Source organism: Pseudomonas tohonis (assembly GCF_012767755.2).
Classification (GTDB): Bacteria; Pseudomonadota; Gammaproteobacteria; order Pseudomonadales; family Pseudomonadaceae; genus Metapseudomonas; species Metapseudomonas tohonis.
In genome coordinates, this window is sequence record NZ_AP023189.1 from 5,270,111 (window position 1) to 5,293,818 (window position 23,708).

General features: G+C 67.9%; 20 protein-coding genes, 1 tRNA gene and 1 pseudogene. 8 read left to right on the plus strand and 14 right to left on the minus strand.

The window, feature by feature from the left end; translation table 11 throughout:
- Positions 1-11: 11 nt before the first annotated feature.
- On the plus strand, positions 12-929 hold the full coding sequence (gene metR, locus HSX14_RS24195) for a transcriptional regulator MetR (protein WP_173180454.1): 918 nt from the start codon (positions 12-14) through the stop codon (positions 927-929).
- Positions 930-1,599: 670 nt separating this feature from the next.
- Here the strand turns inward: metR and HSX14_RS24200 are convergent.
- From HSX14_RS24200 to HSX14_RS24225, 7 genes and pseudogenes are all read right to left on the minus strand, one after another.
- Positions 1,600-2,856, minus strand: coding sequence for an OprD family porin (locus HSX14_RS24200; protein WP_173173100.1), 1,257 nt, complete (start codon positions 2,854-2,856; stop codon positions 1,600-1,602).
- 54 nt (positions 2,857-2,910) lie between these two features.
- Positions 2,911-3,036 (minus strand): hypothetical protein, encoded by a 126-nt coding sequence (locus HSX14_RS31725; RefSeq protein WP_228723646.1) that lies wholly within the window; start codon positions 3,034-3,036, stop codon positions 2,911-2,913.
- 13 nt (positions 3,037-3,049) lie between these two features.
- Positions 3,050-3,151: pseudogene (locus HSX14_RS31295) on the minus strand (hypothetical protein); the annotation flags it as partial.
- Complete coding sequence (locus HSX14_RS24210) at positions 3,151-4,680, minus strand: 3-hydroxyacyl-CoA dehydrogenase (protein ID WP_173173098.1); 1,530 nt, start codon at positions 4,678-4,680, stop codon at positions 3,151-3,153. The gene HSX14_RS24210 and the pseudogene HSX14_RS31295, both read right to left, overlap by 1 nt.
- Positions 4,677-5,474: an enoyl-CoA hydratase-related protein gene (locus HSX14_RS24215; RefSeq protein ID WP_173173096.1), complete on the minus strand. Its 798-nt coding sequence runs from the start codon at positions 5,472-5,474 to the stop codon at positions 4,677-4,679. Before HSX14_RS24215 ends, HSX14_RS24210 begins: the two co-directional genes overlap by 4 nt.
- Positions 5,475-5,518: 44 nt before the next feature.
- On the minus strand, positions 5,519-6,712 hold the full coding sequence (locus tag HSX14_RS24220; RefSeq protein WP_173173094.1) for a CaiB/BaiF CoA transferase family protein: 1,194 nt from the start codon (positions 6,710-6,712) through the stop codon (positions 5,519-5,521).
- Between the two features lie 25 nt (positions 6,713-6,737).
- Positions 6,738-8,465, minus strand: a complete 1,728-nt coding sequence (locus HSX14_RS24225; protein ID WP_173173092.1) for an acyl-CoA dehydrogenase family protein — start codon at positions 8,463-8,465, stop codon at positions 6,738-6,740.
- A gap of 110 nt (positions 8,466-8,575) precedes the next feature.
- Here HSX14_RS24225 and HSX14_RS24230 point away from each other — a divergent pair, with 110 nt between their 5' ends.
- Together HSX14_RS24230 and HSX14_RS24235 are read left to right on the plus strand one after the other, a co-directional pair.
- Positions 8,576-9,484 (plus strand): LysR substrate-binding domain-containing protein, encoded by a 909-nt coding sequence (locus HSX14_RS24230; protein WP_173173090.1) that lies wholly within the window; start codon positions 8,576-8,578, stop codon positions 9,482-9,484.
- A gap of 154 nt (positions 9,485-9,638) precedes the next feature.
- Positions 9,639-11,021, plus strand: a complete 1,383-nt coding sequence (locus tag HSX14_RS24235) for an MFS transporter (RefSeq protein ID WP_173173088.1) — start codon at positions 9,639-9,641, stop codon at positions 11,019-11,021.
- A 237-nt stretch (positions 11,022-11,258) separates the two neighbouring features.
- On the opposite strand, the gene HSX14_RS24240 is transcribed toward HSX14_RS24235, so the two are convergent.
- From HSX14_RS24240 to HSX14_RS24250, 3 genes are all read right to left on the minus strand, one after another.
- Complete coding sequence (locus tag HSX14_RS24240; protein WP_173173086.1) at positions 11,259-12,332, minus strand: bifunctional transcriptional activator/DNA repair enzyme AdaA; 1,074 nt, start codon at positions 12,330-12,332, stop codon at positions 11,259-11,261.
- A gap of 127 nt (positions 12,333-12,459) precedes the next feature.
- Positions 12,460-13,782, minus strand: a complete 1,323-nt coding sequence (locus HSX14_RS24245) for an APC family permease (RefSeq protein WP_173173084.1) — start codon at positions 13,780-13,782, stop codon at positions 12,460-12,462.
- Positions 13,783-13,898: 116 nt separating this feature from the next.
- Entirely contained in the window at positions 13,899-14,714 is an 816-nt protein-coding gene (locus HSX14_RS24250) for a carbon-nitrogen hydrolase family protein (RefSeq protein WP_173173082.1), read from the minus strand.
- A 150-nt stretch (positions 14,715-14,864) separates the two neighbouring features.
- Here HSX14_RS24250 and HSX14_RS24255 point away from each other — a divergent pair, with 150 nt between their 5' ends.
- Positions 14,865-15,653: a helix-turn-helix transcriptional regulator gene (locus HSX14_RS24255; RefSeq protein WP_173173080.1), complete on the plus strand. Its 789-nt coding sequence runs from the start codon at positions 14,865-14,867 to the stop codon at positions 15,651-15,653.
- 428 nt (positions 15,654-16,081) lie between these two features.
- Here HSX14_RS24255 and HSX14_RS24260 read toward each other — a convergent pair whose 3' ends face one another.
- From HSX14_RS24260 to pcsA, 4 genes are all read right to left on the minus strand, one after another.
- Entirely contained in the window at positions 16,082-17,392 is a 1,311-nt protein-coding gene (locus HSX14_RS24260) for an NAD(P)/FAD-dependent oxidoreductase (protein ID WP_173173078.1), read from the minus strand.
- 98 nt (positions 17,393-17,490) lie between these two features.
- Complete coding sequence (locus tag HSX14_RS24265; protein WP_173173076.1) at positions 17,491-18,855, minus strand: glutamine synthetase family protein; 1,365 nt, start codon at positions 18,853-18,855, stop codon at positions 17,491-17,493.
- Between the two features lie 528 nt (positions 18,856-19,383).
- Complete coding sequence (locus HSX14_RS24270; RefSeq protein ID WP_173173074.1) at positions 19,384-19,920, minus strand: hypothetical protein; 537 nt, start codon at positions 19,918-19,920, stop codon at positions 19,384-19,386.
- A 135-nt stretch (positions 19,921-20,055) separates the two neighbouring features.
- Positions 20,056-20,778 (minus strand): phosphatidylcholine synthase, encoded by a 723-nt coding sequence (pcsA, locus tag HSX14_RS24275; protein WP_021216986.1) that lies wholly within the window; start codon positions 20,776-20,778, stop codon positions 20,056-20,058.
- A gap of 317 nt (positions 20,779-21,095) precedes the next feature.
- Here pcsA and HSX14_RS24280 point away from each other — a divergent pair, with 317 nt between their 5' ends.
- From HSX14_RS24280 to HSX14_RS24295, 4 genes are all read left to right on the plus strand, one after another.
- On the plus strand, positions 21,096-21,302 hold the full coding sequence (locus HSX14_RS24280) for a cysteine-rich CWC family protein (protein WP_173173072.1): 207 nt from the start codon (positions 21,096-21,098) through the stop codon (positions 21,300-21,302).
- Entirely contained in the window at positions 21,302-21,994 is a 693-nt protein-coding gene (locus HSX14_RS24285) for a pseudouridine synthase (RefSeq protein WP_173173070.1), read from the plus strand. Before HSX14_RS24280 ends, HSX14_RS24285 begins: the two co-directional genes overlap by 1 nt.
- Positions 21,995-22,477: 483 nt before the next feature.
- Positions 22,478-23,362, plus strand: a complete 885-nt coding sequence (locus HSX14_RS24290; protein ID WP_173173068.1) for an alpha/beta fold hydrolase — start codon at positions 22,478-22,480, stop codon at positions 23,360-23,362.
- Positions 23,363-23,484: 122 nt separating this feature from the next.
- Positions 23,485-23,558: transfer RNA gene (locus tag HSX14_RS24295), tRNA-Gly, on the plus strand.
- Positions 23,559-23,708: the final 150 nt, after the last annotated feature.

The following is a 23,708-nucleotide window of genomic DNA, read 5'->3' on the forward strand; positions in this document are numbered from 1 at the left end:
GAGCCGCCATCATGCTGGAACTGCGCCATCTCAAGACCCTGCACGCCCTGCGCGAAGCCGACAGCCTGGTGGAGGCCGCCGAGCGCCTGCACCTCACCCAATCGGCCCTCTCCCACCAGTTCAAGGAGCTGGAGGAGCGCCTCGGCATGCAGCTGTTCGTGCGCAAGACCAAGCCGGTGCGCTTCACCAGCGCCGGCCTGCGCCTGCTGCAACTGGCCGACTCGCTGCTGCCGCAGCTGCGTGCCGCCGAGCGCGACATCGCGCGGCTGGCCGGCGGCACTGCCGGTCGCCTGCACATGGCCATCGAATGCCACAGCTGCTTCCAGTGGCTGATGCCGACCATCGACCAGTTCCGCGACGCCTGGCCGGAAGTGGAGCTGGACCTGGCCTCGGGCTTCTCCTTCGCCCCGCTGCCGGCCCTGGCCCGGGGCGACCTCGACCTGGTGGTGACCGCCGACCCCGTCGACCTGCCCGGCATCACCTACGTGCCGTTGTTCACCTATGAAGCCCTGCTGGCCGTGGCCAACCAGCACCCTCTCGCGAGCAGGCCCCATGTGGTGCCCGAGGACCTGGAGACGGAAACCCTGATCACCTACCCGGTGGAGCGCGACCGCCTGGACATCTTCACCCGCTTCCTCGAACCCGCCGACATCGAACCCGCCCAGGTGCGCACCTCGGAACTCACGGTGATGATGATGCAACTGGTCGCCAGCGGCCGTGGCGTGTGCTGCCTGCCCAACTGGGCCCTGCACGAATACAGCTCGCGCGGCTACGTCACCGCCAAGCGCCTCGGCGAGAAATCCCTCTACGCCACCCTCCATGCCGCCATCCGCTCGGACATGCTCGACGCCCCCTTCATGCGCGACTTCCTCCTCACCGCCAAGGACACCTCCTTCGCCACCCTCGAAGGCGTCAGCGCCGCACGCTAAAGCCCCCGTTGGGCGAACTCATTCGCCCAACGGTGCGGCACCTACCCACCCAACCCGTGGGGGCGAATTCATTCGCGAAGGAGCCGCAGGCTTCACCCCCCCCCCACAAACACAACCCTGTAGGGGCGACTTCAGTCGCCAAGCGGTGCACAGCACCGCCAAGGGCTTCGCGAGCAGAGCTCGCTCCTACCAGGCGGCACATGCCAGTCCTGTGGGAGCGAATTCATACGCGAAGGAGCCGCAGGCTTCACCCGCCCCACCCCCACAAGCACAACCCTGTAGGGGCGACTTCAGTCGCCAAGCGGTGCGCAGCGCCGCCAAGGGCTTCGCGAGCAGAGCTCGCTCCTACCAGGTGGCACATGCCAGTCCTGTGGGGGCGAATTCATTCGCGAAAGAGCCGCAGGCTTCACCCGCCCCCCACAAGCACAACCCTGTAGGGGCGACTTCAGTCGCCAAGCGGTGCACAGCGCCGCCAAGGGCTTCGCAAGCAGAGCTCGCTCCTACCAGGTGGCACTTGCCAGCCCTGTGGGAGCGAATTCATTCGCGATGGCCCTCTCCAGCGCCAAGAACCGACAGGCAATCCTCCGGCCTGCTTTCGCGAATGAATTCGCTCCCACGACATCCCCGGCCTGCACCTTGCCCGGGCTTCAGCCCGGGAGGCAACAGCCGCTCAGAACAACGCCAGGCTGTAGCTCAGGATCACCCGGTTCTCGTCCACGCCCCGGCCCACGCTGGTGCGGTAGACGGCGTTGCGCCAGGTCAGCCCCAGGTCCTTGAGCGGGCCGCTCTGCACCACATACTTGATGTCGGTGTCGCGCTCCCATCCGTCCACCGAGCGACCGTCACCCAGTTCACCATCCCGGGCCTTGAAATAGCGGGTCATCAGCGACAGGCCCGGCACGCCAAGGGCAGCGAAATCGTAGTCGTAGCGCAGTTGCCAGGAGCGCTCGCCACGCTCGGCGAAGTCGTAGTACTGGCCGAAGTTCACCAGGTAGGCGTCGGCCCCCTGCACATAGGGGAAGGCGGTACGACCACTCATGCGCTGCAGACCCAGGCCCAGTGCATGGCCATCGTGGCGACGGTAGGTGATCAGGCCACCGATGGAGCGGTTGTCGATCTCGCGGCGCCAGCCGGTGCCGGCATCGCGGCTGTCGAACAGGCGCAGGTCCAGCTCCAGGCGGTCCTCGCCCAGGGGCACGCGGCCCTTGAGGCCGAAGAAGTCCTGGCGGTAGATGTCCTCCAGTTCGGCGTGGTGATAGCTCAGCACCCAGCCGGGGCGCGCCTCCCAATCGACGCCGGCCAGATCCAGATGCCCGGCACGGGGCCCGGCGGTGAAACGCTTGTTGCGGTTGTACAGGGCCAGGTCGCTGCGCCCGCCCTCGTTGCGCTGGCTCACCTCGTCCAGCCGCGCCAGGGTGAAGCCCAGGCCCTCCCATTCGCGGGATTCTACGAGGCCGCCATGGAAGGTCTGCGGGAACAGCCGGCCATTGTTCGGCTGCAGGGTGGGCAGCCTGGGCACCAGCGCGCCGAGCTTCAGCTCGCTGCGCGACACCCGCGCCTTGAGGGTGCCGTCGATCCGGCCGTAGTCGTCGGCGGCGCGGCCATCGTCCTGCACCGCCAGCAACCCGGTGCCGGCGCGGCCCTTGCCGGAATCCAGCTTCAGCCCCAGGCGCCCCATGGCGTCGAGGCCGAAACCGACGGTGCCTGTGGTGTAGCCGGAGCGGTAGTCGAGGAGGAAGCCCTGGGCCCATTCCTCGTGCAGCGAGTCGCCCGCGCCCTCACGGAAATCGCGGTTCATGTAGAAGTTGCGCATCTGCAGGGTGGCGCTGGAGCCCTCGATGAAACCATCGGCGGCCAGGGCCCAGGGGGCCGCGCCGCCCAGCAGCAGGGCAATAAGTGCAGCGGGGTGTTTCTTGTTGTTATGCATGGTGCTCTCCAAGGCTCGGGCGCGCCGGCTGGCGCGCCCTCCATCACGAAGCGCTCAGGTGCGCTCCAGGACCACGGCCACGCCCTGGCCCAGCCCCACACAGAGGCTGACCACGGCGTAGCGCAGGTTCTTGCGTTGCAGGGTGCGGCAGGCGGTCAGCGCCAGGCGCGCGCGAAGCAGTCATCACCGGCAACAGCAGGCCGCCGGCCAGGTCATCCGGGCGGACCTGGACCAGGGCACCGCTGTGGCGGCCGAAGGGCGTGCGCAGGCCGCCATGGATATAGGCATCGAGCATCAGCGTTCTCCCTGGAAAGATGGATCGGCATGCAGGAGGGACAGGCCCAGCCGCGCGCGACGGCGCAGCCAGGGGCTGGGGCGGTAGCGCGGATCACCGCTGAGGGCATGCAGGCGCTGGAGGATCGACAGCACCCGCGCTGGCCCCAGGTGATCGCCCCAGGCCAGCGGGCCCTGTGGATAACCGAGGCCCAGGCGCACGGCCAGGTCGATATCGGTGGGTGCGGCGATGCCTTGCTGGGCGATGTCGCAGGCCAGGTTGACGATGCCGGCCAGGGTGCGCTGGACCACGAAGCCCGCGCTGTCGCGGATCACCGTGACCCTGGCGCCATCGGCCGTGAACAATGCCCGCGCGGCTCCAAGGCAGTCCGCCCGGGTGGCGGGCGTGGGCATCAGGCAGCGGTGCGAGGCCAGTTCCGCCAGGGCGTCGAAGGCCACCACGCGCGTGGGGTCGAGCTCGAAGTGCAGCACCGCCTCGGTGGCATCCAGGCCCAGGGGCGCGAGCAGGCAGAGCGCTTCGGCGGAAGGCCGCGCGCCCTCCTCCAGCTCCGCGCCCAGTCCGCTCAGCCAGGGGCGCAATATCGCGGCGTCGAAGCCCTCGTCCAGCCCCAGCCACACCGGCATCCGCGGGCCGATGGCACACGGTTGCGGAACCGGCTCGGCAACCGCCGGATAGCGATGGAAACCGTGCCCGCTCTTGCGTCCCAGATAGCCGGCGGCCAGGCGCTGGCGCAGCAGCGGGTGCGGGCGGTAGCGCGGCTCCTCGTAGAACTGCCGGTAGATGGATTCCATCACCGGCACGCCGACATCCAGCCCCACCAGGTCCATCAGCTCGAAAGGCCCCATGGGGAAGCCCGCGCCATCGCGCAACAAGGCGTCCACCTCGGCGGGCCCGGTCACGCCCTCGGCGAGGATGCGCAACGCTTCGGTGCCATAGGCCCGGCCCGCGTGGTTGACCAGGAAGCCCGGCGAGTCCCGCGCCCGCACCGGCTCGTGTCCCAGCTGCCGCACCAGCGCCAGCAGGCGTTCGACGACGGTCCCACGGGTCGCCAGGCCGGGGATGACCTCCACCAGGCGCATGCGCGGCACGGGGTTGAAGAAGTGCAGCCCGGCGACCCGCCCGGGGTTGTCGCAGGCCGAGGCGATGGCGGTGATCGACAGCGACGAGGTGTTGCTGGCGAGAATCGCCTCGCCCTCCAGCAGCACCTCCAACTGGCGGAACAGCGCCTGCTTGGCGGGCAGGTCCTCGACTATCGCCTCGACCACCAACTGGCACCCGACCAGGTCCTGCAGCGTTTCCACCGGCCGCAGTGCGGCCCTGGCCTGCTCCAGGCGGGTATCACTGACCCGGCCCTTGTCCCGCTGTTTCTCCAGCGCGGCGACGATGCGTTCCCGGGCCTGTGCCGACGCGCCAGGACGTGCGTCATGCAGGCGCACCTGCAAGCCCGCGCTGGCCGCCAGCTGGGCGATGCCCTGGCCCATGGCGCCGCAGCCGACCACACCGAGCCGGGTGATCTCGAACCCGTTCATCGGCCTTGGTACTCCGGCTCGCGCTTCTCGAGAAAGGCGCGCATGCCCTCCTTCTGGTCATGGCTGTCGAACAGCAACTGGAACGCCTGGCGCTCGAGCAGCAACGCGCTTTCCAGGGGCAGGTCGGCGCCATCACGGACCACCGCCTTGATCTGCGCCACGGCCAGCGCCGGCAGGCGGGCGATCTCCCCGGCCAGCGCCAGCGCGCGGGGCAGTGCGTCCTCCTCCGCCACCTCGCTGGCCAGGCCCATCGCCAGGGCTTCCTCGGCCCCCACCAGGCAGCCGGTCAGCAGCAGGCGCAGGGCCTGGTACTTGCCCACCGCGCGCACCAGGCGCTGGGTGCCGCCGGCGCCGGGCATGATGCCCAGGCGCACCTCGGGCTGGCCAAAGCGCGCCGTGGCGCCGGCGACGATCAGGTCGGCATGGAGGGCCAGCTCGCAGCCGCCACCCAGGGCCAGGCCGTTGACCGCCGCGATGATCGGCTTGCGGCATTGCGCCAGGGCCTGCCAGTAGTGCTCCACGCGCCGTTGCTGGACCTGCAGCGGGCCGGCTTCCACCAGTTCGCCGAGGTCCGCTCCGGCGGCGAACACCGTGGGGCCGCCGCTGATGACGATGACCCGCACCGACGGGTCCTCGTCCAGCCCCTGCACCGTCTCGGCCAGGGTGCGACGCAACTCCAGGTCCAGGGCATTGCGCAGCGCCGGTCGATCGAGGGTGAGCAGGACGATGCCGGCGCCGGGGTGTTCGAGCCGCAGCGGCGGCTCCGGGCAAAAGCGTTCTTCATGGACCGTCATGACGATCTCCGTTGTGTTCTGTCTGCGGGGAAGCGGGAGGTGCGTCAGCCGCGCACGATTCCGCGTTGGATCAGGTCGTCGACCTGACCGGCGTCCAGGCCGAGGCCCTCGAGCAGCTCGCGGCTGTGCTGGCCCAGACCCGGTGGCGGGCTGCGGTACTGCGCCGGGGTGCGCGAGAGCTTCACCGGCGAGGCGATACCGCGGTAATCACCCAGCGCCACCAGCATTTCCCGGTGGCGGGTGTGCGGATGGGCGATCGCCTGGTCCACCGTGGCCACCGCGCCGCAAGGCACGCCCAGGCGGATCAGCGCCTCGGCCAGGGGCGGGCCGTCGTGGCTGGCGAGATGGCCTTCGAGTGCCGCCTTCAGCGCCTGGCGGTGCACCGAGCGGCTGCCGTTGTCGGCGAAGCGCGGGTCGTCCAGCAGGGCCTCGGCGCCCAGGTGCTCGCAGAGCCGGGCGAACTGCCGGTCGTTGCCCACGGCGAGGAAGATCGGCTCGCCGCCGGTGCGGTAGCTGTCGTAGGGGGCGATGTTGGGGTGGGCGTTGCCGCTGCGCGAGGTCACCCGGCCCGAGCCGAAGTAGTTGGGCAGGTGCGGGTGCAGGAGCGACAGGCCGCAGTCGTAGAGGGTGATGTCCACGGACTGCCCGCGCCCGCTGCGCTGCCGCTCGTGCAGCGCGAGGAGGATGCCGGCCAGGGCGTTGAGCCCGGTGACCATGTCCACCACCGGCAGGCCGACCCGCAGAGGCCCGCCGTCGGCCTCGCCGTTCACGCTCATCAGCCCGGCCATGGCCTGGATCGCCGCGTCGTAGCCGGGCAGCCCGCCGAGCGGCCCGCCGGCGCCGAAGCCGGAGACCGCGCAGTGGATCAGCCGGGGGAAGCGCTCGGCCAGCACCGCTTCGTAGCCCAGGCCCCAACGCTCCAGGGTGCCGGGCTTGAAGTTCTCCAGCAGCACGTCGGCGCCCTCCAGCAGGCGCAGCAGCAGCTGGCGGCCCTCGGGCTGGGCGAGGTCCACCACCAGCCCCTTCTTGTTGCGGTTGATGCCACGGAAGTACGAGGCGGTGTCGCCCTCGAAGGGCGGGCCCCAGCCCCGGGTCTCGTCACCAGCCGGGGGTTCCAGCTTGATCACCTCGGCGCCATGGTCGGCCAGGGCCTGGGAGCAGTAGGGGCCGCCCAGGACACGGCTGAGGTCGAGAACGCGGATGCCGTGCAAGGCGCCCTGGGGAATGCTCGTCGTCATTGTTTTCGGTCTCTTCGAGCGGATGTCAGTGGGGCAGCAGGGCCAGGGCGTCGTCCAGGTCCAGCGGCCCTTCTTCCAGCAGGCGCGGCAGCAGCGCATCGCTCGCTTCCTCGGCCTCCAGCGCCAGCGGGTCGCGGGGCAGCACACGGTGGCGCAATACCAGCAGGGCCAGGGCCAGGCGGCGGTGGTCGGGGGCCAGGCGCGAGGCTTCCCAGGCCATGAATACGGCGCTGGCGACGTGGTAGAGGGCGCTGCCGGCCTGGCGCACCTGCTGGTGACGACGCTCCTCGGCGACCTGCGTCATGGCGGCCACGGTGCGGGCCAGGCAGTCCCGCAGCAGGCCGTCGACGGGCTTGGGCAAGGCCGCCTCGCCCAGCAGGTTCAGCAGGTGGCGCTGCAGCGGCTCCAGAGCGCCTTCGCGGGTCACGGCGCGGGCGATGTCCAGCGCCACGATGTTGCTGGTGCCCTCCCAGATCGAACCCAGGTGGGCGTCGCGCACCAGGCGTGCGTCGCTCCATTCCTCGATGTAGCCGACGCCGCCGCGCACCTCCATGGCGTCGCCGGTGGCACGGCGGGCATCGCGGCAGGCGCGGAACTTGATCAGCGGGGTGAGGATGCGCACGCACTGCTGCGCCTCGCGGTCACCGGCATCGGCACGGGGCAGCAGGGTGGCGATCTGCATGAACAGGGAACGCGCCTGCTCGGCGGGCAGCATCAGCTTGAGCAGTTGGCGCTGCATCAGCGGCATGTCCACCAGGCGCTTGCCGAAGGCCTGGCGCTGGCGGGCGACGAACAGCGCCTCGTTGAGCCCCCGGCGCATCAGCCCGGCGGCCCGCACGCCGTTGGACAGGCGCGACATGTTGACCATGTCGGCCATCTGCTGGAAGCCGCGCCCCACCTCGCCGATCAGGTAGGCGGTGGCGCCTTCCAGGGTGATCTCGCCGCTGGCCATGGAGCGGGTGCCGAGCTTGTCCTTCAGGCGCACGATGCGGTACGCGTTGCGGCTGCCATCGGGCCGGTGCTTGGGCAACAGGAACAGGCTGACCCCGGCCATGCCCTCGGGGGCGTCCTCGGGCCGGGCGAGCACCATGGCGAGGTCGGCGTCGGGGTTGGAGCAGAACCACTTGTCACCGTGCAGGGTCCAGGTCCCGTCCTTCTGCCGCGCCACGGTGCGGGTGCGCGCCACGTCGGAGCCGGCGGCCTGCTCGGTCATGAACATGGCGCCCTGGTAGAGGCTGTCGAAGTCCCGCGAGGTGAGGCTCGGCAGGTAGCGCTCCACCAGCTCCGGGGCGCCGTACTTGCGCAGGGTGCGGGTGAGGGAGTCGGTCATGCTCACCGGGCAGCAGAGGCCGAACTCGGCCTGCACGAACAGGTAGGTCAGCGCGTACTTGACCAGCGGCGGCGGGCCGTCGGCCACATGGCTCATGGAGGCCAGGCCCAGCTCGGCGTAGGCCACCCGCTCCAGGGCCACGTAGTCGGGGTGCTTGAGGATGCGCTGGTGGTCCTCACCGCGCCGGGTGCGGCTGGCCAGCACCGGCGGGTTCTTGTCCGCCGAGAGCGCCAGCGCGTCCAGCTCGCCGCCGGCGCGTGCGCCAAGCGCCTGCAGGCGCGGCAGCCAGGGCGCCAGCACCGCCGGCGGCAGGTAGAGGGACAGCAGGCGGGCGAGCTCGGGGTCGACGTCGAACAGGTTCATCCCGCTGCTGTCGGGGATGTTCAGTTCGTCGATGACGGGGCGTTCGATCAGGGCGTTCATGGCGTCACTCCTTCGTGTCGTGCGCCGAGACTAGGAAGCCCTACGATAAGTATCCAATAGAATAAAAAGCCCATACGATAAGAAAATAATATCGTTGAAGGGAGCACCGGATGGACCTCAAGCAGCTTCGCTACTTCATCGCCGTCGCCGAGGAACTGCACTTCGGCCGTGCCGCCGCGCGCCTGTTCATCTCTCAGCCGGCGCTCTCCTTCGACATCAAGAAGCTGGAGGAACAGTTGGGCGTGCAACTGCTGGCGCGCACCAACAAATCGGTGAAGCTCACCGCCCCCGGCCAGGTGCTGCTGGAGGAGGCCCGCAGCCTGCTGCAACAGGCCGAGCAGGCACGGCGCCTGACGTTGCGCTCGGCCCAGGGGGCGCTGGGCCGGCTGCGCGTGGGGTTCGTCAGCTCGATGCTCTATCGCGGCCTGCCGGCGGCGGTGCGCGGCTTCGAGGCGGAGCACCCGGGCATGGAGGTGGTGCTGCAGGAGATGAACAGCGCCGAGCAGGCCCTGGCGCTGCAGCGCGGGCAGATCGACATCGGCTTCATCCATCGCGGCCCCCTGGCGGCAGGGCTGCGCTCCGAGGCACTGCTGGCCGAACCCTTCCTCTGCTGCCTGCCGCCCGGGCACCCCCTGGCGGGTGCCGAGCGCATCGACCTGGCCGAGCTGCGCGAGGATCCGTTCATCCTCTTCCCGCGCCCGGCGGCGCCGCACTACCACGACCTGATCATCGCCTGCTGCGTCGGGGCCGGCTTCAGCCCGCAGATCCGCCATGAAGCCCGGCTGTGGCAGACCATAGTCGCCATGGTGGCGCAGGGCATGGGCGTCGCGCTGTTGCCGGCGTCCCTGTGCCGCGCCTGGCCGGGCGTCGTCGGCGTCCCCCTGGAGCAGGAAGGCGCACTGTCGGAAATCCATGTCCTGCTCGGCGAGGAGAACGCCCCCGAGGCGGCACACGCCTTCCTCGCACGCCTGCAACGGCAACTGGCGGGCGACGATACGGATTCCGTTATCGCGCCATAAGAACAAACGACTATTGATTTGCCGCCCGCGCTCCTAGACTCCGGCTCGACTCGAGTCTCAAGCCACGCGCCAGCCCGCCCCGTCACGCCCCTTGCCTCTGTCGGCGGGGTGGTCGCTGGTTCGCCAGATAAAAACAACAAGAGAGGTGGAGTCCATGAACCACGCCCTGCACCCGGACGAACGGGAACAGCATCGCAAGGCCCGCAAGGCGGGCATCGCTTCCTTCATCGGCACCACCATCGAGTGGTACGACTTCTACATCTACGGCCTGGCCGCCGCGCTGGTGTTCGGCAAGGTGTTCTTCCCCGCCGACATGGACCCGGGCGTCGCCACCCTGCTGTCCTTCGCCACGCTCTGGTCAGGCTTCATCGCCCGGCCCCTGGGCGGCATCATCTTCGGCCACCTGGGCGACCGCATCGGCCGCAAGACCACCCTGGTGATCACCCTGGTGATGATGGGCCTGGCCACCACCGGCATCGGCCTGCTGCCCACCTATGCACAGATCGGCATCTGGGCGCCGGTGACGCTGGTGTGCCTGCGGGTGATCCAGGGCATCGCCGTCGGCGGCGAATGGGGTGGTGCCATCCTCATCGCCAGCGAGAGCGCGCCCAAGGGCAAGGGCATCCTCTACGCCGCCTTCGCCCAGCAGGGCTCGCCCACCGGCAACCTGCTGGCGACCCTGGCCTTCTTCGCCCTGAGCAGCCTGCCCATGCCGGACTTCCTGCAATGGGGCTGGCGCATTCCCTTCCTGCTTTCGGCGGCGCTGGTGATCGTCGGCATGGTGATCCGCCTGACCCTGGAGGAGTCGGCGGACATGCAGCGGCTGATGCGCGAGAAGAAGACCGCCAAGCTGCCGATCCTCGAAGTGCTGCGCAAGCACTGGCTGGTAGTGCTGCTGGGCGCGGGGACGCTGCCGGTGATCCACGTCACCTACTTCAAGAGCACCTTCGCCCTGTCCTGGGCCACCAAGACCCTGGGCTACAGCCAGAGCACCTTCCTCAGCATCATCGTCATCGCGCTGGTGGTGCAGTTCATCAGCCAGCCACTCGGCGCGCTGCTGACCACCCGCATCGACATGCGCAAGGCGGTGGCGATCATGGTGCTGCCGGAGTTCATCCTGATGCCGGCGATGTTCTTCACCGTGGAGACCAACGTGTACTGGATCGCCGCCGTCGGCATGTGCCTGGCGACCATCCCCCACGCCATGTTCTACGGCGCCATCGGCGGCATCCTGGCCCGCGCCTTCCCCACCCGGGTGCGCTACTCCGGCCTGTCGCTGGCCTACCAGCTGTGCTCCCTGCTGGTGGGCGGCGGCACCCCGCTGCTGGCCCAGTGGATCCTCAACTCCACCGGCAGCATCGTCGGCGTGGCCATCGCCTCGGCGCTCTATGCGGTGGTGTCCCTGGTCTGCACCCTGGCCCTGCTGCGCATCACCGGGCACCGCGCCAGCGAGCTGTCCACCGCCGAGCGGGACAATGGCGAACCGGATGCCCAGGCCGAGCCCCGCAGCACCATCGGCCAGACCAACCCGGCCTGACCCTCCCCCACCCAAACCCGCGTGCACGCCACGCGGGTTTCACCTGGCACGTCCCCTGTAGGGGCGAATTCATTCGCCCAGCGGCGCGCAGCACTGCCAAGGGCTTCGCGAGCAGAGCTCGCTCCTACGAGGAAGCATGTGCCGACCCGTGGGAGCGAATTCATTCGCGAAAGCAGGCCGCAGGACTGCCGACAGGTATCCGGACCGCTGAGAACCCCATCGCGAACGAATTCGCTCCTACAACGACTCCCTGCCCATGCGCCGCTCGTGCTCGATCAGCCAGCGCTTGCGCCACAGCCCGCCGCCGTAGCCGGTGAGGGAACCGTCGGAGCCGATGATGCGGTGGCAGGGAATGACGATAGCGATCTGGTTGGTGCCGTTGGCGCGGGCGACGGCGCGTACCGACGAGGGCGAGCCGATGGCGCGGGCCAGGTCGGCGTAGCTGCAGGTGACGCCGAAGGGAATCTCGCGCAGGGCCTGCCACACGCTGCGGGTGAAGGCCGAGGCGCCCATCGCCAAAGGTGTGGCGAAGACCACCGGTTCGCCGGCGAAGTAGCGCGAAAGCTCCGCCTCGATCTGGTCGATGGGGGCGAAGCGGCCGAAGCCGATACGGGTGCCGGTGAGTTTCTGCAGGTTCTTCAATTCGTTGGCCAAGGCCGGTCGGTCGAAGAACTCCAGCAGGTGCAGGGAATGCGCGTCCGCCACCGCCAGCATCACGCCCAGGGGCGTTTCCAGCCAGTCGGCCTTGAGCAGCTCGCGCCCGCGCAGTTGCGACGGCGGCTCGCCCAGCAGGCGGGTGAAAGCGCTGCGGAAACCACTGTCGGAATCGAAGCTGGCGGTCACCTGGGCGTCCACCACCCGTGCACCGGCGGACAGCTGCGCCAGGCCCTGGCCGATGCGGCGCAGGCGAGCCATCTCCAGGAAGGTCACGCCGAAGTGGCGTTTGAAGGCACGGCGCACCGTGGACGGGTCGTGGCCGAGGGCGACGAGGTCGCCTTCCAGCCAGCGCCGCTCCTGGTCCTGCTCCAGCAGAGCGATGAGTTCCTTGACCAGCGGCTCCTGGGCGCCGACCTGGTCCAGCGGACGGCAGCGCAGGCAGGGCCGGAAGCCCGCCTCGACACAGGCCTTGATGCTGCCGAAGAACACCGAGTTCTCCCGCTTGGGCTTGCGCGCGGCGCAGGTCAGGCGGCAGAACACCCCGGTGCTCTTGACCCCGACGAAGGCGAAGCCCTCATAGGCCGGGTCGCGCTCCAGCAGCGCCTGGTAGAGGGTCTCGTCATCGGGTAGCGAATCGAACAGCGGGGCATCCATGGCCGGCTCCGGAACCGTGGGAAAAAGAGCGCCCACTTTATGCCAGGAAACCGTCCTTTGCCGCCTTGGATCGGGCGTCCATTCCACGGGACGGGCGAGCAGGTGCCCGCCCTCCCCGACGCGGCCGTCAGGCCTCTTCGAAGTGCAGCTCCGGCGGCTGGCGACGGAAGCCGCCGGTGAGCCAGGCGAGGTAGATCACGCCCAGGGCCAGCCAGGACAGGCCGAGGATGATCGCCAGGTGATCGAGGCTGATCATCAGCCACAGGGTGGAGACCATGCCGATCAGCGGGCAGACCACGAACAGCAGCGCCTCGCGCGGGCCGCGCTGATCGCTGCGCAGCCAGTAGTGGAAGATCACCGAGAGGTTCACCAGGCTGAAGGCCAGGAAGGCGCCGAAGTTGATGAAGGAGGTGGAGGTGGTCACGTCCATCTCCAGCGCCAGCAGGGCCACCACGCCGCACAGTACGATGCTGCCCACCGGGGTGCCGAAGCGCTCGCTCAGGCGGCCGAACAGGGATTGCGGCAGCACGCCGTCGCGGCCCATGGCGAACAGCAGGCGCGAGGCGCTGGCCTGGGCGGAGAGGCCCGAGGTGAACTGGCCGACGATCAGGCCGATGAGGAACACCGAGACGAACATATCGCCGCCGATGTTGCGGGCGATCTCGTAGGCCGCCGAATCCGCGCTCTGGAACTCGATGGAGGGGTGCGCCAGCTGCACGAAGTAGGACGTGGCGATGAAGATCAGGCCGCCGACCAGAGTGATCAGCAGGATCGCCCTGGGAATGGTCCGGCGCGGGTCACGGGTCTCTTCGGTGAGGGTGCTCACCGCATCGAAGCCGAGGAAGGAGTAGCAGGCGATGGCCGCGCCGCTCATCACCAGCGGCAGGTTCAGGCCCTCGCCGACGAAGGGCGCCAGGGACCACAGCGGCTTGCTCGCATCGCCCAGCACGTAGTGCACGCAGAGCGCGACGAAGGCCAGCAGTACCAGGAACTGCACCAGCATCAGCGCACCGTTGACGGTCTTGGCCAGCTTCAGCCCGGCCACGTTGATGGCCGTGGTGACGCCGATGAAGGCCAGCACCCAGAGCGCCTGGGGCACATCGGGGAAGGCCGAGTGCAGGTAGGCCGCGCCGATCAGCCAGATGGCCATGGGCAGGAACAGGTAGTCCAGCAGCACCGCCCAGCCGGCGAGGAAGCCCAGCTTGGGGCTGATGGATTTGCGCACATAGGTGTAGGCCGAGCCGGCCACCGGGAAGGCGGCGGCCATCCGCGCGTAGCTCAGCGCGGTGAACAGCATGGCCAGGGACGCGGCCACGTAGGCGGCGGGCACCAGGCCCTGGGTGACGTCGGCGAGGATGCCGAAGGTGCCGAGGACGATGATCGGGGTCATGTACGCGATGCCGAACAGCACCACGGACCCCAGCGACAAGGTGCGCTGAAGACGAGCCATTACTGCTACTCCGAATTGTTGATTGTTATGGCAGAGCCGAAGTCGGCGAAGGTGGAGCGACCGCGTCCCTGGGGACGCGGCTACGCGGGCGCCTCGGGGCGCCCGTCGAATCGGGATCAGGGGATCAGCAGCTCGCGGCGGCCGTCGGCGTGCTCGCGCATCTCGCCCGGCAGCACCATGCGGCGGTCATCCAGGTAGCGGTAGTCGCTGCGGGCGGCGGCGATCTGGCCGAGGTCCAGCTCGATGATCTGCCGGCACTCCTCGCGTCCGGCCTCCAGCAGCAGGCGGCCGAAGGGGTCGACCACGGCGCTACCGCCGGCGAACACCAGGTCGCCATCGCCCTCGCCCACGCGGTTCACCATCACGGCGAAGGCCTGGTTCTCCATGGCGCGGCCCATGATGGCGGTGCGGTGGGTGGGGCCGTAGGGGTCCATGTTGCCGTTGGTGACGATGATCAGCTCGGCGCCGAGCTGGCCGAGGGCGCGCGCGCTCTCGGGGAATTCGATGTCGAAGCAGATCAGCAGGCCCACGCGCACGCCCTTGTACAGGCAGGTGGCGTAGCGGTCGCCGGGGGTGAAGATGCCGCGGTCGGAGGCCCACAGGTGGGTCTTGCGGTACGTCAGGGCGATGCCTTCGGGGGTGATCAGCAGCGTGGTGTTGTAGTAGGTGTCGGCATCGTTCTCGGCGATGCCGATGGCCACGGCGACGTCGCGCTCGCGGGCGGCGCGCTGCACGGCCTGGACGGTGGGGCCATCCAGCGGTTCGGCGACGGTGGCGATGTTCTCGGCGGTGGGGAAGCCCATCAGGTGGGTCTCCGGGAACACCACCAGGTCGGTGTCGGCGGCGCAGGCGGCGATGGCTTCCAGGGCAGCGGCGAGGTTGTGGGCGGTATCGCCGTCACGACCGGTGAGCTGGACGAGTTCGACCTTCATGGGGACTCCTGTTTCTTGTCGTTGTACGAGACCTGCTGGCGCAAACCGGTCAGAATGCGCGCTGCGTCGGTCCCGGTGTTCGCGCAGTATGAAACCGCCGGCGCCTTCGGTGAAATCACGCCCGCGTGGTAACCCATCAGGGGTAGAAGCATGACGTTGAGCCTGCAGGACATCGCCTGGCACCGCTCGGTGGGGCAACTGATCGAGTCGCTGGACGCCCCGGGTTTCTGGGTGGCGCTAGTGCGCACCCTCGGCCAGTACGTGCCCCATGACAGTTGGGTGGCGCTGCTGTTCAGCGAAGGCCGGCCCCAGGTGTTCGCCGAATGCCCGGGCGAGGACGGCGAGCCGGACCTGCTGTTCCAGGACTACCTGGACGGCCTCTACCTGCTGGACCCCTTCTACATCCACAGCCGCGAAAGCAACCGTGGCGGCCTGCTGCGCCTGGCAGACGTGGCGCCGGAATGCTTCGGGCAGACCGACTACTACCAGCGCTACCACCGCCTCAACGTGGTGACCGACGAGTTGCAGTTCAACGTACCGCTGGAGGGCGGGCGCACCCTGTGCCTGTCCCTCGGCTCGCGCCAGGCCTTCACCCCCGAGCAGATCGCGCTGCTGAGCCTGGTGGAACCCTGGGTGGTGGGTCTGATGCGCCAGCGCCTGGCCTTCGAGGCCGAACGCCTGGCCAGCACCCCGCAACCGGCGCCGAACTGGGCGGTGCAGCTGGAACAGGTGGGCCAGCAGGTGGAAAGCGCCCTCACCGCCCGCGAACTGGAGGTCGCCCGGCTGATGCTCAGCGGCTGCTCCAGCAAGGAAGTGGCGCGCAAGCTGGCCATCTCGGCGGAGACGGTGAAGGTCCACCGCAAGCACATCTACGCCAAGCTCGGGATCAAGTCGCAGTCGGAGCTGTTCTCGCTGTTCCTCAAGGCGCAGCGGGGGTAGATCGCAGGGGCGAAGGGAGCGCTGCGCGCTCCTTGGCGAATGAATTGGCCCCTACAGTTACCGTGCCCTGTGGGAGCGAATTCATTCGCGATCAAGCCAGGCGCCACCAAACTTCACGGTTCAAACCGCTCCCACAAACAGCGTCGGCGGCCCTTGCCGGGCGTAGGGTGGACCGCGCTTCATCGGTCCACCGTCGGGGCCAACCGCAACACGGATGGTGGACGTAAAAGCGACGTCCACCCAACCCGGCTACAGACCATCGTGCCCAGTGGGAGCGAATTCATTCGCGGCCAAGCCAGGCGCCACCAAACTTGGCGGTTGAAACCGCTCCCACAGGGAGCACGCAGAGTCCCCGCAGGATGGGATGAGCTCGGCGAATCCCATGCGGGCGGCACGGGCTCCCGGGCTGAAGCCCGGGCTACGGGGCTTTAGCGGAGTTTTTCCAGCATCTGGTAGTACCACATGCCCACGGCGAGCATCGGGTTGCCGAACACGTCGCCCATGGGGACCTTGATGTGCGAGCAGTCGGCGAAGGTGTCGTAGTGGCCGAGGCTGCCGGTCATGGCCTGGGCCATGATCTCGCCCATGATGTGGGTGGTGGCGATGCCGTGGCCGGAGTAGCCCTGGCAGTACCAGACGTTGGGCGAGAGCTTGCCCAGCTGCGGGATGCGGTTGATGACGATGCCCATGGCGCAGCTCCACTGGTAGTCGATCTCGATGCCCTTGAGCGCGGGGAAGGTGCGTTCGATGGCCGGGCGCAGCTCGCCGGCGATGTCCCGCGAGTCACGCCCGGAGTAGTTGGCGCCACCCCCCAGCAGCAGCCGCTTGTCGGCGGTGAGGCGGTAGTAGTCGAGCACGAAGCGGCAGTCGTAGACGGCCAGGTCCTGGGGGTTGATGCGCTCCGCCAGCTCGCCCAGCGGGCGGGTGGTGACGATGCCGCCCATGGCCGGGAAGATCATGCCCTTGAGCTTCTTCGGTTCCAGCTTGTGATAGACGTCGCCGGCCAGCAGCACCTGGCGGGCGTTGATGCGGCCCTGGGCGGTGACCACCGCCGGGCGCTCGCCGTGGATGATCTCCAGCACCTCGGAGTGCTCGAAGATCATCGCCCCCAGGCTCTCGGCCGCGCGGGCCTCGCCGATGCACAGGTTGAGCGGGTGCAGGTGCATGTTGCGGGTGTTCTTCAGCGCGCCCAAGTACAGGTCGCTCTCCAGGTGCTGGCGCACGCCGGCGGCGTCGAGCAGGGTCACGTCGTCGCCCATGCCCCGGCGCTGGGCCTCCTCGAAGGATTCGCGCAGCTCGTCGATATGGGCGGGCTTCATCGCCGCATGCAGGTGGCCGTGCTTGAGGTCGCAGGCGATGCCGTACTTCTCCACCCGGCTCTTGATGATCGCGTGGCCGCGCCAGCGCAGGTGCCAGATGAAGTCGTCCACCTCCGCCCCCAGGCGCTTGCGCATCTGCTTGCGCATGGCGCCGTCGCCCGAGAGGCTGCCGGTGACCTGGCCGCCATTGCGGCCGGTGGCGCCCCAGCCGATCTTCTTCGCTTCCACCAGGGCGACCTTGAGGCCGCGCTCGGCCAGCTCGACGGCGGTGGCGACACCGGTGAAGCCGCCGCCGATGATCACCACGTCGGCCTCCACCGTGCCCTGCAGGGTGGGGTAGTCGGTTTCGGCATTGAGGGTGGCGGTGTAGTAGGAGGCGCAGCGCTCGGCGCTGGGCGTGGTCTTCAGTGCGACGTTCATCTTGGTTTCCTGCGAGGCCCTCGGGGGCCCTCTCCGTACGAATCTGTTTACCGGGTCCCTGCACTCGCAGGGACGACGGGCCGGGCGCTGCCGCGGGATCAGGCCTGGTTCAGGTACCAGCGCCAGTCCTGCTCGCCGACCTCGGCCATGAACTGGCGGTACTCGGCGCGCTTCACCGCGAGGTAGACGCCGAGGAACTCCGCGCCCAGGGCCTCGCGGGCCCAGCCGGAGTTCTCCAGGGCCTGCAGCGCGGTCAGCCAGTCGGTCGGCAGCAGCTCCTTGGCCTGTGCATAACCGTTGCCCTCGATCGGTTCGCCCGGGTCGATCTCGTCGCGGATGCCGCGATGGATGGCGGCGAGGATGGCGGCCGCCGCGAGGTAGGGGTTGGCGTCGGCCCCGCAGATGCGGTGTTCGATGTGGCGGGTGTAGGCCGGGCCACCGGGCACGCGCAGGCTGACGGTGCGGTTGTCCACACCCCAGGTCGGCGCCAGCGGCGCGTAGCTGTTGGCCTGGAAGCGGCGGTAGGAGTTGGCGTTGGGGCAGAACAGCAGCAGCGAATCGAGCAGCGAGGCGAGCATGCCGCCCACGGCCAGGCGCAGCTGCGGGGTGCCGGCCGGGTCTTCGCTGGCGAACAGGTTGCGGCCCTCGGTGTCGGCCAGGCTGACATGCATGTGCATGCCGGTGCCGGCCAGGTGATCGAAGGGCTTGGCCATGAAACAGGCCTGCATGCCATGGGCATTGGCCACGCCCTTGACCAGGCGCTTGTAGCGCACGGCCTGGTCCATGGCCTCCAGCGCGTCGCCGTGTTCCAGGGTGATCTCCACCTGGCCGGGCGCGTATTCGGAAATGGCGGTGCGGGCGGGAATGCCCTGGGCCTTGCAGGCGGCATAGAGGTCGGCGAGGAAGGGCTCGATCTGTTCCAGCTCGCGCAGGCCGTAGACCTGGGTGGTGCGCGGGCGACGACCGTCGCCGTCCAGCGCCGGTTGCGGGCGGCCCTGGGCATCGGGCTTCTGGTCCAGCAGGTAGAACTCCAGCTCACAGGCCATCACGGGGTGGAAGCCGTCGGCCTTGAGGCGCTCGATCACCTCGATCAGCACGTGGCGCGGGTCGGCGATGGCGGCGGGCATGCCTTCGCTCGGGTGCATGCTGACCTGTACGGCGGCGGTGGGCATGCGACGCCAGGGCATGCGCACCAGGCTGCCGGCCAGCGGGTAGGCGCGGCAGTCGATGTCGCCCACGTCCCAGACCAGGCCGGAGTTCTCCACATCGTCGCCATTGAGGGTGAGGCCGAGAATGGTGCTCGGCAGCGGCCGGCCGCTCTGGTACACGGCGAGCAGCTCGTCACGGTGCAGCAGCTTGCCCCGTGGCACGCCATTGGCGTCGAGGATGAACAGCTCGAAGGCGTCGATATCGGGGTTCTGGTCGAGAAAGTCTCGGGCTTCCTGCTCTGTGGCGAATTTCATCTGGCTCTCTTCAGCGCCGCATCGGGCGCACGTGATGATCCCGGGCAAGGCCATGCAAACACTGTGCAGGCGTGCGTTCGGGAGCGGGTCGTCGCGTGACGGACGGCGGCCAGGAGGGTGGCCGGTCCGGAATCAGAAGGGAGCAGCGTCCGGCGGGCGCGCGTGGCGGCAGTGCCAGAGGGCCCAGAAGGCCAGTTCGAGGGGAAGGGAGACGCTGGGCTGGCCCGGCCACCGACGCTCGCACCGAATACCGCGCCCCGCCGGTGCGGCGAGGGGCTCGGAGGGTGCGATCAGCGACGGGGGAAAACCCATTGAAAGAGGCCTGGATATGGAATGGCACGAGCCTCGCACGCCACGATGGGTGCTTAAAATCCAGTTTTTTCTATCTTTGGTTCATCAGGCACTAAACAAATGCACGGTGGGATTCGCGGAGGCCCGGTGCCGCTGTGGGAGCGGTTTCAACCGCGAAAACCCAGGCACCGAGCCCGATCGCGAATGAACTCGCCCCCACGAAAGAGCAGGCGGGACTCATTCGTCGTCCTGCGCGCCCTTCATGGATTCGTAGACTTCCACGGCGTCGATCTGCAGCTCGTCAGCCAGCTCCAGCACGCGGGCCACGTCCTGCTTGTAGACCAGCACGGCCTGGAGGATGTCGTCTTCCATCGGGTCGCTGAAGCCCACCAGCACGTAGCCGCCCTTTTCCGGGTAGAGCGCGCTGAGCTGGACCTGGATGCGGTGTATGGCACGCAGCGGGTCGACCTTCTTCAGCTGCTTGGGCTGGATGTTGAAGCTCACCTCGGGACCGAAGGAGGCGATGATCTGCGCCAGCAGGTCCGGGTAGTCGTCGGCGTGGAAGAGCACGGTCTCCGGCAGGCTGCCGACCACCACCCATTCGCCCAGGGGGATGGTGAAGCTGTCGTCGTAGTTGATGTCCGGGTTGGCGGCGAGGAAGGCCTCGGGATCGGCATAGGCCTGGGCGGCTTCGTCGGCGATCTTGTCGATTTCCTCATCCGACATGCAGCCCGAGCTGATTTTGGTGATGAGTTCGATCAGCTGCGTTTTCATCTGGAAAGGGTCCTGCGGGTGGGAAACAAGGCGTGAAGGATATAGGCAAGTCACCTTGCCGACCATGCGAGCCCGGCTCGTCGCGCCCACAAAAAAGCCCGTCGCGAGGACGGGCTCTTGTGCAGCGGTCGCGGATCAGGCCCGCAGCTTGCCGCTCCAGTCCATCAGGCTGCGCCACAGGCAGACGCCGACGAAGTAGGCCGAGGACAGGCCCCATAGGGCGACCATCATGGATTTCAGGTCGGGGTACTGGATGATCAGGAACATGCTGCTGAGCATCCACACGAAGGTCACGGTGATGTTCAGCGGCATCAGCTTGCGCACGCGGAAGGGGTGCAGGAATTTCAGCTTGGTCAGCGTCAGCGCGGCCAGCACGCAGATGATCGCGAAGCTCGCCACCGGCGGCAGGTCGATCAGGTACAGGTACAGCGCCACCACGTTCCAGGCGGCCGGGAAGCCGACGAAGTAGTTGTCGCTGCTCTTCATGTTCAGGTTGCAGAAGCAGAACAGCGACGACACCAGGATCAGGCTCACGGTGGGCAGCACGGTGTAGTCAGGCAGCGGCACGTAGCGGTAGATGAAGAGCGCGGGGATGAATACGTAGGTCAGGTAGTCGATGACCAGGTCGAGGGTGGAGCCATCGAAGTTCGGCAGCATGGTGCTGGTCTGGACCTTGCGCGCGAAGCTGCCGTCCAGGCCGTCCACCAGCAGGGCGGCGCCGAGCCAGAGCAGGCAGTCGCGGGGCTGGTTGTCGAACAGAGCGAGGATGGCCATCAGGGCCAGTACCACGCCGGTGGCGGTCACGCCGTGAGCGGACCAGGCCTTGGCCTTGTTGACCGTATTGATTTGAGTGGACACGTGCGTCTCTATTCCGCTGAGTGGGTGACGATAATCCGTAGACAACTGGATTTTCTTACGCGTTCATCAGATAACACTGACGACGATGCGCACAATGCCGAAAATTCTACTCGTTGCGCTACTAATTCGCTGCTAGGCCATTCACAAGCGACGGCGATTTCCTCCGCCAAGCGCCCCGTTCCTTCCAGCCGCACGGCTCTGCAATGGGCTTCGGGCCCGGTGGCGCCGCTTATCGGTCCACGTCCGTCCCCGGCAGCTTGCATCGGCCGCCGACGCGCTGCACCCTAGCGACCTTTCCCACAGCTCCCGCTACCGGCATGAATCAGGCCCCCGACCCTTCGCGCTGCCCGCTCTGCGGCCTGGCCAACGACTGCGCCGAAGCATCCGCCAGCGGCCAGCCCTGCTGGTGCTTGCACACCCCGATCGACCCCGAAGCGCTGCGCCGCATCCCGCTGGACGCCCAGGGCAAGGCCTGCCTCTGCCCCCGCTGCGCCGGCCTGTTGACGCCCGAAGAGCCGAGCTGATGCGCCTCGACCGCCTGCTCGGCAACCTTCCCGACCTCAACCGCCAGGCCGCGCGCCTGCAACTGGCCACCGGGCGCGTGCGGGTCAACGGCGTCGTGGCCACCGACGGCAGCCTCGAAGTGCGGGTGTTCGACCGCGTCACCCTCGACGAACGCGAAGTGCAGCCCGGCAAGCCGGCGCGCTACTTCATGCTGCACAAGCCCGCCGGCTGGGTCAGTGCCACCGAACACCCCGAACACCCCACGGTGCTCGACCTGCTCGAGGAGCCCGACAAGCACGAGCTGCACCTGGGCGGGCGCCTCGACCTCAACACCACCGGGCTGCTGCTGATCACCAACGACGGCCTCTGGTCACGCCGCCTCACCCTGCCGCAGACCAAGCAGCCCAAGGTCTACTACGTGGAAACCGAGCAGGAGATAGACCCGGCCTGCATCGACGCCTTCGCCCAGGGCCTCTACTTCGCCTACGAGGACCTCACCACCCGCCCCGCGCAGCTGGAGATCCTCGCCCCCCGCGCAGCGCGGCTGACCTTGCACGAAGGCCGCTACCACCAGGTCAAGCGCATGTTCGGCCACTTCCGGAACAAGGTGCTGCGCCTGCACCGCGAGAGCATGGGCGCCCTGCCCCTCGACCCGGCCCTGCAACCCGGGCAGTACCGCGCCCTGACGGCGGAAGAGATCGCCCTCTTCTGATCACCGACGGCCGGCCGCCAGCGAACTGCAACGCCCACCGCGCCAACGGCTCGGAACGTGATCGGAAACGGTCCTTAGGCGGCCGGGCGCGTAACAGAGCGGCAGCCTTTTCTTCACGACCCGACGGGCTGCATGGAAAAAGTGCCGATTCGTGCTTGCGGGGGTCATGGGTGTCTGCTTGAATCCAAACCGTAGGTCAGAGTGTGACCAATGAGTCATTCCAGCCTTCCAAGCGATCCGCAACACCCCGGCCTCACCCGCCGACATGGGTTTCCTGCCTGGTCAAAGTGCACTTCCGGCCCCTGCAAAGGGCGCTGGCAGCCCCGCTCTTTTTCGACCTAAGTTATTGAAAAATAAATAATTCCAAAAAAACCGCCTGACATTCTCTTGTCATCTCCAGGCGTTTATCTGACTGCCCGAATGCTCCGCGAACGAAGCTCCTCGCCTCGTCCGCACGACCCACTTGCGCCAGGAGGAAACGACATGAGGGCACAGACCCAGGTCGTCACGATCGACAGGAAGTACAAGGTACACACGGAGTTCTACGGCAACCCTCAAGCCAGCCGCACGATCATTCTGGTCAACGGCTCGCTGGCCACCACAGCCTCGTTCGCGCAAACGGTGAAGTACCTGCAACCGCAGTTCAACGTGGTGCTCTACGACCAGCCCTACGCCGGCCGCTCCAAGCCCCACAACGACCACAGCCGGCCGATCACCAAGGAAACCGAGGCGGAGATCCTCCTCGAACTCATCGAGCACTACCAGGCGGACTACCTCTCGTCCTTCTCCTGGGGCGGCGTCGCCACCCTGCTCGCCCTCGGCCAGAGCCCGGCGCGGATCAAGAAGGCGGTGATCAACTCCTTCTCGCCGATCCTCAACGAGCCAATGCTCGACTACATGAAGAACGGCATGAACTACCTGCAGGCCGTGGATCGCGAGAACGTCGGCGCCCTGGTCAACGACACCATCGGCCGCTACCTGCCGGCGCTGTTCAAGCGTTTCAATCACAAGCACGTCGCCAGCCTCGACGAGCACGAATACCGGCAGATGCACTTCCATATCCGCCAGGTGCTGTCGCTGGACGCCAACTGCTACGTCGATTGCCTCAAGGCGGTGGACATCCCGCTGCTGTTCATCAACGGCGAGCACGACGTCTACACATCCCCCAAGGACGCCAGGCTGTTCGCCGAGCACGTGCGTGATTGCCAGTTCGAAACCATCCGCAATGCCGGGCACTTCATCGACCTGGAACACAAGGCCGGCTGGCTGCAGACGCAGCAGGTGCTGCTGGGCTTCCTCAACGCCCCCGCCAGCACCCAGCAACCGCGTCACCTGCAGCCTCAGCCCGCCCAGGCAATGGCCGTCTGACCGCCCCGCGCAGGCCCCCGCAACGGGGGCTTCCACCACCCGCCGTCGAGAAGAGGCGTGCATCAAGTGCATGACCGGGCTTCATTTCGGCCAAGGCTTCTGGTAAAAAGGCGGCCTTGAAAGCGGGCGTCGTATAATGGCATTACCTGAGCTTCCCAAGCTCATGACGAGGGTTCGATTCCCTTCGCCCGCTCCAGACATAGAAAGGCCCGCAGTCTCATCGAGATGCGGGCCTTTTGCTTTCCAGCTCCCGTAGGTTGGCGCCGAGCGCAGCGAGGCCCAACGGCTCATTGGCATAATCTGCCAATCCCCCATACAGTGGCCCACTCCCCCCTCTTGGAGTCGA